Source organism: Bradyrhizobium sp. NP1, assembly GCF_030378205.1.
Lineage (GTDB): Bacteria > Pseudomonadota > Alphaproteobacteria > Rhizobiales > Xanthobacteraceae > Bradyrhizobium.
On record NZ_CP127385.1, the window covers coordinates 319,194 to 332,124 of the forward strand.

12 protein-coding genes are annotated in these 12,931 nt (G+C 65.6%); 4 read left to right on the forward strand and 8 right to left on the reverse strand.

Annotated features, from left to right (window positions below):
- Positions 1–25: 25 nt before the first annotated feature.
- Positions 26–1,852 carry a translational GTPase TypA gene (typA, locus tag QOU61_RS01530; RefSeq protein WP_289656390.1) on the reverse strand — a complete coding sequence of 609 codons (1,827 nt, stop codon included), beginning with the start codon at positions 1,850–1,852 and terminating at the stop codon, positions 26–28.
- Positions 1,853–2,169: 317 nt separating this feature from the next.
- Entirely contained in the window at positions 2,170–2,931 is a 762-nt protein-coding gene (locus tag QOU61_RS01535) for a Crp/Fnr family transcriptional regulator (RefSeq protein WP_289656391.1), read from the reverse strand.
- Between the two features lie 171 nt (positions 2,932–3,102).
- On the opposite strand from QOU61_RS01535, the gene QOU61_RS01540 reads away from it, so the two are divergent.
- The gene (locus QOU61_RS01540) at positions 3,103–3,486 is read left to right on the forward strand and encodes a response regulator (protein WP_289656392.1); all 384 of its coding nucleotides are present in this window, start codon (positions 3,103–3,105) and stop codon (positions 3,484–3,486) included.
- A 74-nt stretch (positions 3,487–3,560) separates the two neighbouring features.
- Here QOU61_RS01540 and QOU61_RS01545 read toward each other — a convergent pair whose 3' ends face one another.
- The 3 genes from QOU61_RS01545 to QOU61_RS01555 form a co-directional block, all read right to left on the reverse strand.
- A complete protein-coding gene (locus QOU61_RS01545; protein ID WP_502876872.1) occupies positions 3,561–5,159 on the reverse strand; it encodes an alkaline phosphatase D family protein in 1,599 nt (532 codons plus the stop codon).
- A 113-nt stretch (positions 5,160–5,272) separates the two neighbouring features.
- On the reverse strand, positions 5,273–5,623 hold the full coding sequence (locus QOU61_RS01550; protein WP_289656393.1) for a VOC family protein: 351 nt from the start codon (positions 5,621–5,623) through the stop codon (positions 5,273–5,275).
- An 89-nt stretch (positions 5,624–5,712) separates the two neighbouring features.
- Positions 5,713–7,053 carry a TAXI family TRAP transporter solute-binding subunit gene (locus tag QOU61_RS01555; RefSeq protein WP_289662166.1) on the reverse strand — a complete coding sequence of 447 codons (1,341 nt, stop codon included), beginning with the start codon at positions 7,051–7,053 and terminating at the stop codon, positions 5,713–5,715.
- Positions 7,054–7,310: 257 nt separating this feature from the next.
- On the opposite strand from QOU61_RS01555, the gene QOU61_RS01560 reads away from it, so the two are divergent.
- From QOU61_RS01560 to QOU61_RS01570, 3 genes are all read left to right on the forward strand, one after another.
- Positions 7,311–7,616: a 4a-hydroxytetrahydrobiopterin dehydratase gene (locus tag QOU61_RS01560; RefSeq protein WP_289656394.1), complete on the forward strand. Its 306-nt coding sequence runs from the start codon at positions 7,311–7,313 to the stop codon at positions 7,614–7,616.
- 136 nt (positions 7,617–7,752) lie between these two features.
- Positions 7,753–8,142, forward strand: a complete 390-nt coding sequence (locus QOU61_RS01565; protein ID WP_289656395.1) for a YkvA family protein — start codon at positions 7,753–7,755, stop codon at positions 8,140–8,142.
- On the forward strand, positions 8,139–9,314 hold the full coding sequence (locus QOU61_RS01570) for an adenylate/guanylate cyclase domain-containing protein (protein WP_289656396.1): 1,176 nt from the start codon (positions 8,139–8,141) through the stop codon (positions 9,312–9,314). The genes QOU61_RS01565 and QOU61_RS01570 overlap by 4 nt, the downstream gene beginning before the upstream one ends.
- A gap of 124 nt (positions 9,315–9,438) precedes the next feature.
- On the opposite strand, the gene QOU61_RS01575 is transcribed toward QOU61_RS01570, so the two are convergent.
- The 3 genes from QOU61_RS01575 to QOU61_RS01585 all read right to left on the reverse strand — a co-directional run bounded on the left by QOU61_RS01575 (position 9,439) and on the right by QOU61_RS01585 (position 12,927).
- Positions 9,439–10,650 (reverse strand): TAXI family TRAP transporter solute-binding subunit, encoded by a 1,212-nt coding sequence (locus QOU61_RS01575; protein ID WP_289656397.1) that lies wholly within the window; start codon positions 10,648–10,650, stop codon positions 9,439–9,441.
- 22 nt (positions 10,651–10,672) lie between these two features.
- The gene (locus QOU61_RS01580; RefSeq protein WP_289656398.1) at positions 10,673–11,593 is read right to left on the reverse strand and encodes a hypothetical protein; all 921 of its coding nucleotides are present in this window, start codon (positions 11,591–11,593) and stop codon (positions 10,673–10,675) included.
- Between the two features lie 359 nt (positions 11,594–11,952).
- Complete coding sequence (locus QOU61_RS01585; protein ID WP_289656399.1) at positions 11,953–12,927, reverse strand: NADPH:quinone oxidoreductase family protein; 975 nt, start codon at positions 12,925–12,927, stop codon at positions 11,953–11,955.
- Between the last annotated feature and the right edge of the window lie 4 nt (positions 12,928–12,931).

Genomic DNA, 12,931 nt, shown 5'->3' on the forward strand with positions numbered 1-12,931 from the left:
CCCGCATCCGCGGGGCATGAAAGGATTACGCCACTGCTTCCCTGGCCTTTTCGGCGCGCTTGCGGTCGTTGGGATCGAGGAACTTCTTGCGCAGGCGGATCGATTTCGGCGTCACCTCGACGAGCTCGTCGTCCTCGATATAGGCGAGCGCCTTTTCCAGCGTCATCTTGATCGGCGGCGTCAGACGCACCGCCTCGTCCTTCGAGGTGGTGCGGATGTTGGTGAGCTGCTTGCCCTTGAGCACGTTGATCTCGAGATCGTTGTCGCGGGTATGCTCGCCGACGATCATGCCCTTGTAGACCTTCCAGCCGGGCTCGATCATCATCGGCCCGCGGTCTTCCAGCTTGAACATGGCATAGGCGACCGCCTCGCCTTGCTCGTTGGAGATGAGGACGCCGTTGCGGCGACCCTGGATCTCGCCCTTGTAGGGCGAGTAGCCATGGAACAGGCGGTTCATGATCGCGGTGCCGCGGGTATCGGTGAGCAGTTCGCCCTGGTAGCCGATCAGGCCGCGGGTCGGCGCGTAGAACACCAGCCGCAGCCGGTGGCCGCCGGAGGGCCGCATCTCGATCATCTCGGCCTTGCGCTCGCTCATCTTCTGCACGACGACGCCGGAATGCTCCTCGTCGACGTCGATCACGACCTCCTCGATCGGCTCCAGCGTCTGGCTCGTCGCCTCGTCCTTCTTGTAGACGACGCGCGGACGCGACACCGAGAGCTCGAAGCCCTCGCGGCGCATGGTCTCGATCAGGATCGCGAGCTGCAACTCGCCGCGGCCAGCGACTTCCATGGAATCCTTGTCGGCGGCTTCCGTGACGCGCAGCGCGACATTGCCCTCGGCCTCGCGCAACAGGCGGTCGCGGATCATGCGGCTCGTGACCTTGTCGCCTTCGGTGCCGGCGAGCGGCGAGTTGTTGACGATGAACGACATCGACACGGTCGGCGGATCGATCGGCTGCGCGGGAAGCGGCGTCTCGACGGAGGGATCGCAGAAGGTATCGGCCACCGTGCCCTTGGTGAGGCCCGCGATGGCGATGATGTCGCCGGCTTCGGCTTCCTCCAGCGGCACGCGCTCGATGCCGCGGAAGGCGAGGATCTTGGTCAGCCGGCCCTGCTCGATCAGCTTGCCGTCGGCGGAAAGCACCTTCACCTGCTGGTTCGGCTTGATGCTGCCCGAGGTGATGCGGCCGGTGATGATGCGGCCGAGATAGGGGTTGGCTTCGAGGATGGTGCCGATCATGCGGAAGGGACCGGCCTCGACCTGCGGCGGCGGCACGTGGCGCTGGATCAGGTCGAACAGCGGCTGCATGCCGGCCTCTTTCGGGCCTTCCGGGCTTTCCGCCATCCAGCCCTGCTTGGCCGATCCGTAGAGAATCGGGAAATCGAGCTGCTCGTCGGTGGCATCCAGCGCCGCGAACAGGTCGAACACCTCGTTGATGACCTCCTGCGGACGCGCGTCGGGACGGTCGACCTTGTTGATGACGACGATCGGCTTCAGGCCGACCTTCAGCGCCTTCGACACCACGAACTTGGTCTGCGGCAGCGGGCCTTCCGCGGCGTCGACCAGCACCAGCGCGCCGTCGACCATGTTGAGGATGCGCTCGACCTCGCCGCCGAAATCGGCGTGGCCGGGCGTATCGACGATGTTGATGCGGGTGTCCTTCCACTGCACCGAGGCGGCCTTGGCGAGGATGGTGATGCCGCGCTCGCGCTCCAGGTCGTTGGAGTCCATGGCGCGCTCGGCGACCTTCTGGTTCTCGCGGAACGTGCCCGATTGCTGCAGCAGGCGGTCGACGAGGGTGGTCTTGCCGTGGTCGACGTGGGCGATGATGGCGACGTTACGAAGGTTCATGGCGATTTCTTCGGGTCAGTTCTTGGGGTCAATTCTTGCTTCAACAGACAATGGGTTTGACGCGATCACACGGGATAACCGGGATCTTTGCCTCGCAGATGACGCCTATAACCCTGAATTTTGCGGGCCCTTGCGACCCAAAAAGCAAGCCCGGCCAAAGGGACCGGGCACAGCTTCGCTCGTTGCGCTGCAATATAGTCAGAAAACGCTAAAAAACAATGGCTTGTTTGCCAGCCTAGGTCCCTATTTTCACTGCCCCGGCAAGCGATTTTGCGGGTCTCGGCCACCTTTTTGCGGCCGCGCTTGCAGGCGCTGCCTTACGCCGTCGCCGCTTCCTCCGTCGGATAGACCCCGCGCAGCACCTCCTCGAAATGGTTCTTCACCGATTCGTTGCAGAGGCAGGCGCGGATCTTCAGCGCGTCGGGATTGCGCACCAGGATCGAGCCGCGTCTCGTTTCCAGGATGCCTTCCGCCTTGAAGGACTGTATCACCCGGCTGGTATAGCTGCGTCCCACCCCGAGCAGGGTCGCAAGCTGCTCGTGGGTCAGCGGCACGCTGCCGTCGCCGTTGCGCTCCATCGCCGAGATGATCCATTTCGCGGTGCGCTGCTCGATGGAATGGATCGCGTTGCAGGCGGTCGACTGGAAGATCTGCGCCAGCATGCAGTCGGCATAGCGCGCGAATACGTTGCGCAAGGTGTTCGACTTCACCTTGGCGGCGTCGAGCTTGCCGACCGATAGGCGGACGAAGGGTCCGCCGAACTTGACCACGATGCGGGTGTAGGCCGGCAGATAACCCTGGCTGACGATGCCGCCGATCGCGCCCTCGCGGCCGACCAGGATTGTCTCGACGTCGCGGCCGTCCTCGTTCGGAACGAGATAGGTGGCAAGGCTCGGCCCGCACGGGAAATGCACGACGTCGACATTGTCGCCGGGATTGTAGAGCAGGTCCTCGGCCTGAGCCTCTACGCGCGCCAGTTGCGGCTCGATCAGGCTGTAGTCGGCGGCGCTCAGCCAGCGCAGCAAATTGTTGTAAGGGCGATCACCAAGTTTCGAGATGTTGGATTGTCCTGCGATCATTGGAAAACACTCCCCCTGCCGCCGACAAGCATAGCTGTCAGCAGCCGGAACTTATGTTCACAAGTGCACAGACAAAGAGAACGGCGATGTGGTGCTTAGGTTCCCAGACCGAGCCTCGCAAAGTGCGCCCGATCAGCGGGCCCCTTTGCCGACCCGAGAGCCCCCGAGACCATGCAAGCCTCCTCTGCCGGTGCCCTGCCGGATGACGTCTTGATCGTCGAGGATGACCCGATCATCGCCCTCGACTTCGAAGACAGGATTCTCGGCTTCGGCGTCAAGGCCGTGCGCACCGCCGGCAACGTTGCCCGCGCGCTCGTCGTGATTGCCGAACGTCCGCCCGGCTTTGCGCTGCTCGACGTCGGCCTTGTCGGCGAAAACAGTTTAGCCATTGCCGCGCGGCTCGACGCCCTGAAAATCCCGTTCGCGTTCGTGACCGGCTATGGCGCCGACACAAAGATCCCGCCGGCCTTCGCGAGACGGCCGCGATTGCCTAAACCCTGCTCGTCGGACGCGCTGCTCGCCGTGCTGCAACGCCACGCTGTGCGCGGGGGCTAGGACAGGCCCGAAAGGCATTGGAAGTGCCGCGCTCTCCCCCGCCGCGGAGAGGGCAAGCGAACGTGCGGGTCGCCCTAAACCAGCTTCGGATCGAGCGTGGTCGACCATAGCGCGACGTCGGCGCGGTCGCGCAGCGTCACCGTCATCTGGCCAGACGCGCCGTCGATCTTCACATGGCCGAAGAACTGCATGCCGGCCGACGGCGGCAGGTTCTGCTTGTCGAGGCCCGGCGCCTTGATGAAGCGCACTTCGGGGCCGAACGTGTTGTCGAGCTCGTTCGGACCGAACGTGCCGGCATGCAGCGGGCCTGAGACGAATTCCCAGAACGGCTCGAAATCCTGGAATTGCGCCTTGTCCGGGTTGTAGTAGTGCGCCGCCGCGTAATGCACATCGGCGGTGAGCCAGACCGTGTTGTGGATCGGCGCGGTCTTGATGAAGCGCAGGATGTCGGCGATCTCGAGCTCGCGGCCGCGCGGCGGGCCGTCGCCTTGCGCGAACGCCTCCGAGCCCTTCCTGTTCGTCGCATCGTCATAGACGATGAGCGAGAGCGGCATGTCGGAAGCGATCACCTTCCAGGTGGCGCGCGAGTTCAGAAGCTCGCGCTTCAGCCAGGCCATCTGGTCGGGGCCGAGGAAATAGGCGTCGGGACCGTAAGCCGTCTGCTGGTTCGGCCCGTTGGGCCCGCGGTAGCTGCGCTCGTCGAGCATGAAGACGTCGAGATGCGGGCCGTAGCTCAGCGTGCGGTAGACCCGGCCCGGTTCCACGATGCTTTCACGCATCGGGTACATCTCGTGGAAGGCGCGCGCGGCGCGCGCCGCGAGCAGCGCGATGTTGCGCTCCTTGTAGGCCGCGGGCAGGTCCTTCGAGGCCGACCAGTTGTTGGTAACCTCGTGGTCGTCCCATTGCACGAAGATCGGCACCTCGGCGTTGAAGGCGCGCAGGTTTTCGTCGAGGAAATTGTACTTGTGGGCGGCGCGGAACTCATCCAGCGTCTCGGCCACCTTGGCCTTTTCGGGGATGGTGAGGTTCTTCCACAGCTTGCCGTCGGCGAGCGTCACTTCCGAGGGAATGACGCCATCGGCATAGATGGTGTCGCCGGAATGCAGGAAGAAATCCGGCCGGTGCTTCTTCATCGCCGAGAAGCTGAACATACCGCCGTCGTCGGCGTTGATGCCCCAGCCCTGGCCTGCGACGTCGCCGCCCCAGACGAAGGAAACGTCGCGCCGGTCGGCGGGCGCGGTGCGGAAGCGGCCGACCACCGGCTCGCTCATGATCTCGACATGCGAGAGATCGCGAAAACGCACGCGATAGAAAATGTCCTGACCGCCCGGCAGGTTGTCCACCAGCATCTTGGCGGTGAAATCGCTCTCGGGCAGGGCCGCGATCGGCGGCAGCGCGCGGGCATCCTTGAAGGACTCGGTGGTCGCGACCTCGATCAGCATCTGCGAGGGGCGGTCGGCGCGCGCCCACACCACGCCGCCATCGGCGCCGACGTCGCCGGACTGCACGCCGTGGGTGATCGCCGGCCGATCGGCAGCGCGCGACAGATAGGGCATTGCGATGGCGCTGATGCCGCTCGCGGCCGCGGTGGAGAGGAAGCGCCGGCGCGTGACGCCGTGCAGCTTCTGGCGGGGAATTCGGCAAGAAATTCGGCAAGAAATTCGGATCGTCATGCGAGCCTCCGTCACCGGCAGGATGCGCCGAGGGTGCCGAAAGACCTAGAAAGATTATGTGACGCCGCGATTACAGCAAACGATTGTTCACGCGCGCCCGCGGGCGCAAAGCCTCAAAGATGGGCAAGGATGTTGAGCAGGCGGCCAAAGGGATCTCGAACGTAGAACCGCCTGACGCCCCACGGCTCGGAGGCCGGGCCATATTCGATCGCAACGCCCTTGTCGGTCATCCGGCGATAGACGGAATCGAGATCGTCGACCTCGATCGAGAGGTCGGGCACGGCGGTGCCGGATCCGCCTTCCGTCGCCACGCTGAGCTGCGGCGTCATCGTCGCTTCGGAGGCAAAGGTCATGATCCAGCCGTGATCCATGACGAGGTCGAGCCCGAGCAGATCGCCATAAAAGGCTTTTGCCCGGCCGAGGTCGGATGCGGCGATGTTGGCGACGATGCGCTTGACGGCCATGCCTGGCGTTTCTCCCTAACCGGCTCGCGGCACCGAACCGATCCGCAAACGCGCCCCCTGAAGCGGGAGCGAATGCCGGAATCGGACCACTAGGTGCCGGTGGCGCGGAACGGGGCGCCCGGTGTGGCTCGCAGGTTCTGCGACAGGCTGAGCAGGAGCGCCTTGCGGTCGGCGACCGCGTTGTGGAACTGCTCGAGCGCGATGTTGAAGGCGGTGAGCGCGCCATCGTCGATCGCGCCATGGTCGTAGCACAACAGCGTATCGCGCAGGATGGTGTCGGCTTCGTCCTGCATCTGGTCGAGCTCTTCGGCGGTCTCGGAGCGCCGCGCGGCGGGGATCATCTCGAGCAGGCGTTCGCGCAGATGGGTGTTGCTGTCGCGCTCGTCCTTCTTCAGGTAACCGGCGAACCAGGCGCCGATCGAGCCCATCGCCGACAGCGCCATCAGGCCCCACCAGATGTAATCGCTGTAGCGGTCGAGGAAGGTCTTTTCCTCGCCGTCGACGAAGGCCGCCGCACCCGGATGCACGGGGATCGCGGCATCCTTGTCGGTGTCGGGCGTCTCGATCTTGGCCGCCAGCGGGAATTCGGTCAGCAATTGCTGGCGCACCGCGAACAGCTGGCGCGCGAAGGTAGCAATCGTAGCGTCCGAAATTCCTTTGCGCGCCACAATGTGGTGGGCGAAGCTGATGGTCTTCACGTCGTCGTCGGGCCGGTCGGGCGAGCCGCCGAAGGCGCCGGCCGGGATTTCCGCGGCCTCGTAGACCGGATGGTTCTGTGCGATCGCTTCCGCCGTATCGACGGCGAGGAATGTCGGCGTGCCACCGTCCCTGGTCGATGCCGCGATCGCATCCGCCGTGATCTTGCTGTTGACGGGGCCGGCGGCGAGATAGGCATCGGCGCGCTGGTTGCGGATCGCCTCCGCCGCTTCCGTCGCGGGGAACTGCACGATCTCCACCTTGTTCGGATCGACGCCGTATTGCTGCAGGATCACCTTGAGCAGGTTGACATTGGCCTGGGTGCGGCCGACCACGCCGACGCGACGGCCGGCGAGCTGCGAAACCTTGGTGATCTTCGCGCCCTTCTTGCCTTTGCCGCGCGGCGGCACCCAGAGCACGGCGACGTTCTTGCGCAGCGTTGCGACCGCCTGCGCGTTCTTCGGCACGTCGAGGTCGCCGCGGACGATGGCGAGATCGACCTTGCCCTCGGCGAGGTCCTGCGCGCTTACGGTTGCGCTCTCGGTCTGCACCGGCCGGAGGCGGACATAGCCGCGGGACTGGGCGAAGGCCTGCGTCAGCGCCTGCACGACCTTGACGTCATCGCTGTTGGGCGGGCCGACCGCGATGCGCAGGGTGACGGGGCGTATCGCGAAGTAGTAGCCGCCGGCGAGCGCGCCGATGATCGCGAGCAGGCCGGCCACGGTGATGAGCATCGCCCGCCGCGCCGCCGAGCGGCGCGAGGTCGAAGGCAAAACGTCGGCAGGTTCGGGGCCGCTCGTCATCGATCTGGCAAACAACCGCTTCAGGCTCGGTTTCATCGTCCCAAATGTAGGGCCGTGCAATAGTCTAGCAAATTCCGGGATAAAGCGGGATTACAAGCCCGTCATGGTTACCGGGAGGCGGAACAGGACCCGGAACCGGCTGCAAATGTTAGGATAGGGGGCAAACCAGCCCAAAACAGGAGGCGATCATGGCCGGACGTCTGTCAGGGGAGATGCGGAAAGCGGCGCTACAAGGCGTTCCCGGCTGGTCGGAAACGCCGGGGCGGGACGCCATCGGACGGACCTTCACCTTCAGCGATTTCAACGAGGCCTTCGGCTTCATGGCGCGCGTGGCGCTGGTCGCCGAGAAGAGCAACCATCACCCGGAATGGCGAAACGTTTACAAGACCGTAGAGGTGGTGCTGTCGACCCACGATGCCGGCGGGCTGACCTCGCGCGACATCGAGCTGGCGAAGGCGATGAACGCGATCGCCGCTCAGCTCGGCATGTCCTGATCGGGCGGGCTCGAGCCTTGCGGCGCGGCGGCGACATCCCCAACTGCCAGGGCGGCGGCTCCGCAAATGATGCGAATGTCAGAACCGGGACACTAGCGCGTGCTGCGGCGATCTGCCGCCGGCGGGGAAGGGAGCAATGGCTTCAGAACACAGCGTAGGCTTCGAGCCGGCCGACCGGCTCGCCGAGGACCGCGAGAGCGTGCGCCGCCGCTTCTGGATCAAGTTCAAGCGCGTGGTGGCGCACCTGCCGTTCGCGGAAGATCTGCTCGCCGCCTATTACTGCGCCTTCGACCGGCAGACGCCGCGGCATGTGCAGGCGGCGCTGCTCGGCGCCATCGCCTATTTCATCCTGCCGTTCGATTTCATTCCTGACATGCTGCCGGTGCTCGGTTTCACCGACGATGCGGCGGTGCTGGCAACTGCGATCCGGCTGGTCGCGAGCCACATCACGCCGGATCATCACGCCGCCGCGCGCGCCGCGCTCAAGCGCGGCCTCGATGCGGAAAGCGAAGCGGGATCGCGGTGACGCAGCGAGTTCAGGACAGCGACCATCCGGTCATCCGCTGGCTGATGACGGAGGCGCGCAGGCATGCCGAGCCGAACGCATTCCTGGAGGCGTTTGCGCAAGCGCTTCGCGACGCCGGCGTCGATGTGGCGCGCATCACCACGGGCGTGCCGATCCTGCATCCGCAGATCTTCTCCTTCAGCGGCCTGTGGGAGCTCGGCAAGGGCACCAGCGAGCGGCTGTATCGCGCCGGATCGGCGACGTCACCGACGCTGCTCAACAGCCCGATCCGCATCGCGTATGACGGCGGCGGTCCGGTGCGCTGCGATCTCGCGGCGCCCGCGCGCGAGGGCGAGTTTCCGATCCTCGCCGACCTGCGCAGCGAGGGCTATACCGACTATGTCGTCCATGCTGTGCCGTTCGCCGACGGCAGTCACAAGGCGCTGTCGTTCGCCACGCGGCGTCTAGGCGGCTTCACGGCCGCCGACCTCGCGCTGTTCCAGGCGATGATCCCGGCGGTCGCCTTCAATCTCGAGGTCCAGGCGCTGCGCCGCACCGCGCGCACCTTGCTCGACACCTATGTCGGCAGGCAATCCGGCGGCCGCGTGCTCGACGGCCAGATCCAGCGCGGCAGCGGCGAGACCATTCGCGCGGTGATCTGGCTCTGCGACTTGCGCGGCTTCACGAAACTTTCCGAGGCGCTGCCGCGCGACGCGCTGATCGACCTGCTCAACGCCTATTTCGGCCCGATGTGCGATGCGGTTGCCGCGGCGGGCGGCGAGATCCTGAAATTCATCGGCGATGCGATGCTGGCGATCTTTCCGATCGGCGGCGACGTCGGAGCGACATGCCGCGCCGCGCTGGCGGCCGCCGATCGCGCGCAGGCGCAGCTTTCCGAGGAGAACGGCAGGCGTGCGCAGGCCGGCCTGCCGCGCATCGAATACGGCATCGCGCTGCATCTCGGCGACGTCATGTACGGCAATATCGGCAGCGACACCCGGCTCGATTTCACGGTGATCGGGCCGGCGGTCAACCTGACTGCGCGCATCGAATCGATGTGTCGCGAGCTCGGACAGCAGGTGCTGCTGTCGTCCGATTTCGTGCGCGAGGGCGGCATCGCCGCGCGCCCGCTCGGCACCTTCGCGCTGAAGGGCGTCGCGGCCGCGCAGGAGATCTTTGCCGCGGCCGGCTAAAGCGCGATGAGATCAGGCTGAATCGTCATCGCGCTTTAGATTCTTGATCGAGCATGATCTCCGCGCAAACGCGTTCCGCGTTTGTCGCGAGGGAAAACGGCTACACACTTTTCCGGATCATGCTCTAGTTCTTCTCCCGCGAGCGTGCGGGCGCGGGCGAGGGCGCCGGGGCTTGCGCCTGCGAAGCCTGCGCATTGCGCTGGGCCTCCCAGGCCTGGAACTGCCTGAACAGCGCTTCCTTGTCGGACTCGGATTGCACCTTCGCCGCGGCGGCCGGGTTCTGCTGCAGGAAGGTGTCGAAGCGTTCGCGCGCCAAGGGCTGCAAATTGTTGCGGTCGAGCCATTGCTGCGCCGCCGGCAGCCGGTTCCAGCCCTGCAGCGGCGCCGACAGCGAAACTTCCTTCCACTTGGGATGGAACGGCGGCTTCTGGAAGGTCGGGAACTTGCCGAAGAAGGCGTCGACGAACGCTGCCAGCTTGCGATAGCGGTCGCTGTTGGGCGCCCAGTTGTAGGCCGCGAGCACGGCGGGCACCGCGATGGTGTCGACCTTCTCGCCCTCGGCGATCAGGTTCGGATAGTCCTTCGCGGTCATGGTCGCCGGCAGGTAGTCGCCCTGCAGCGGCTTGGCGTAGTCGACCGTGACGAGGTGGAAGCGGCCGTCATTGGTGAAGGTCGAGACCGACTTGTACGGCTTGCCGCCGACCACGATCACCGCGTCGACCTCGCCGGTCTTCAGCTTCTCCATCGCGATGCGCTGCTCGATATAGACGAAGTTCGCCTTCAGCCCGAGCCGCTCGAACACGGTGAGCGCGGTGACGAAGGTGCCGCCATTGGGCAGGTCGACGCTGACGGTCTTGCCGGCGAGCTCCTTCAGCTCGCGCACCGATTTCGGGGCGATGACCTGCATCTCCTCGTTGTAGAGCTTGGTCACGTAGGTGAACTGCTTCTTGATGTCCTTGGCGAAGCCCTTGCGCTCGAGATAGTCGAGCGTGTCGGCGCGCACGATGCCGAGGTCGACGCCCTGCAGGAACAGGATGTCGGCGACGCTCTGCACGGATCCGCGCCCGACGATGGGAAGTACGCGCAACTTGTTTCCATCGTCGAGCACGGAAGCGAGATCGGCCCCGAACTGCACATAGGTGCCGCCAATCGTGCCGGAAATCAGCGTCACGGTATTGGCGTTCAGCGCCTGTTTTGTCTGCGCCGATCCGAACTGGAAGATGGCCTTGAGGCTTTCGCTCACCTTGGCCGGATCATATTCGCTCTCTTCGGCGCGCGCGGCGAAGCCGCACGCAAGCAACACGGCAGCAAGTGCCAGTCCGATCAGACGTCGCATGTTATCCCCACTTGAAAGCGATTCAGTTTTGCATCTGGCTGAGGCGGCGCTGCGCTTCGGCCGAGCCGAGCTGCATCGCGCGCTGGTACCAGCTCTTCGCCAGGGCGAGATCAGGCACGATGTTGCGCGCGTCCTGGGTGCCAAGCACGACGGGGTCGTAGGTCTGCGCCAGCAGCAGCGCCGCGCCCGCGTCCTGTGCGTCGGCGGCGCGCTCGAGCAAGAGCCGCGCCGGCGGGATGTCGCCGGCGGCGAGCAGGCCCTTGGCGCGGCTCATCAGCGTGGCGAGTTCGTCGGGATCGAGCCTGCGCACCTGCGGCACCTGCGGCGCGGTCACGGTCGGCGCCGCCGCCACGACCGGCGGCGCTGCGGCCGGCGCGCGGTTCTGCAGCGCGCTCTGGTAGGCGTTGGTGATTTCGTCGCGGCTGGGCGCCATCGCGATCGCGACATTGCGGCCGGCCGGCGGCTGTACGTTCGGGGTCTGCGCGCCCTGCGCCGGCGCGGCCTGCGGCGATGCGCCGGCGGTCTGGCTCGCCGGTCCCGACAGCCGCGTTGGATCCTTGAGCTGGATATCCTTCGCCGTCAGCTGGACCGAGTCCGGCTGCGCGGCGGCGGACGGTCCGGGCAGCACCGCGGCGAACGATGCCTTGGCGTCGACCACGATGCCGCGCATGTCGTCCGAGGTGAACAGCGCGAACAGCACGGCGACCGCAGCGGCGCCGATCACGCTCGCCAGGATCTTGGTGGACAGGGAGAACCTGCGGGCCTTCAGGGGAGCGCCGAACTCGGTCGGGTCCGGATCGCCATCGGGATCGGTGAGGAAGAGGGGGATCGAGTGGTCCCGCGACGAGCGCCCGAAACGATAGGCTCCGAGCGGCGCACCATTGGTGTCCTCATCATAGGCTTCGACTTCGGTTTCGTACGACCGAAATTGTGATGGCTCCATGGTGATGCTCCCCGCAACTGACGCAACATCAGAGCTGCCCCAACAATGCTTCTTGTTATTATTTTTAAAGCCGTAGGCGCCCCGCTACTGGCGCCATAAGTCGCAGGTTGAATCGGCCTAAAAGACGACTACGGCGGGCGTGAATTGGGAGAGATTTGGGTATGATTGCGGCGCGGGCGCGGAAGACACCTGTAAATTTTATGGATCGGGAATGACGCTGCGCGGCGGCGCAGCGCGAGAAGTTGAATTCCTACAAGCACTAACGACGCGCGCATGCGCGCATGCGCACGCATGACGGAATGATGACGTCTCATTCCGGCACAGCGGGCGCGCGCCGGTCGAACGAGGCGACAAGAAGGTCAGGGATGCAGGATCACCTTGCCCATCGCCTTGCGGGTGGCGAGCACCTTCATCGCTTCGGCGGTCTCGGCCAGCGGGAAGGTGCGGTCGACATGGGAGGAGATCTTGCCCTCCGCGGTCCACTGCACGAGCTTCTCGAGGTTGGCGCGGTTCTTGTCGGGGTTGAGGCGCGCCCAATGGCCCCAGAACACGCCGCGGATATCGCAACCCTTGAGCAGCGCGAGGTTGAGCGGCATCTTCGGGATGTCGCCGGCGGCAAATCCGATCACCAGGAAGCGGCCGCCCCAGGCGATCGAGCGCAGCGCGGCTTCCGCGTAACTGCCGCCGACCGGATCGAAGATGATGTCGACGCCCTTGCCGTCGGTCAGCCGCCGCAGGCCTTCCTTCAAATCTTCCTTGGCGTAGTTCAACCCGAGCTCGGCGCCGTGCGCCTTGGCAAATCCGATCTTCTCCTCCGACGAGGCGCAGGCGATCACCTTCAGCCCCATCAGCCGGCCGAGCTCGCAAGCCGCAAGCCCGGTGCCGCCGGCGGCGCCCAGCACCGCCAGCGTCTCGCCCGGCTTCGGGCTCGCGCGGTCTTCCAGCGCATGCAGCGCGGTGCCGTAGATGATGATGATGCCGGCGGCGCGATCGAAATCGAGCGCGTCGGGAATCCTGACGATGGCATTGGCCGGCAGCGCGATCTTCTCGCGCGCGCCGTTATGGCCGCAGGATGCCACCACGCGGTCGCCGGCCTTCAGGCCGGTGACGCCGGCCCCGACGCTTTCGATCACGCCGGCGACTTCGGCGGCCGGCGAGAACGGGAACGGCGGCTTGATCTGGTACTTGCCCTGGATCATCAGGAGGTCGAAGAAATTCAGCGCCGCTGCCTTGATGCGGATCACCGCCTCACCCGGTCCGGCCACGGGATCGGGAACGTCTGCCAGCACGAGCTCGTCAGGCTGGCAGTATTGCGAGCAGAGAATGGCTTTCATGGAC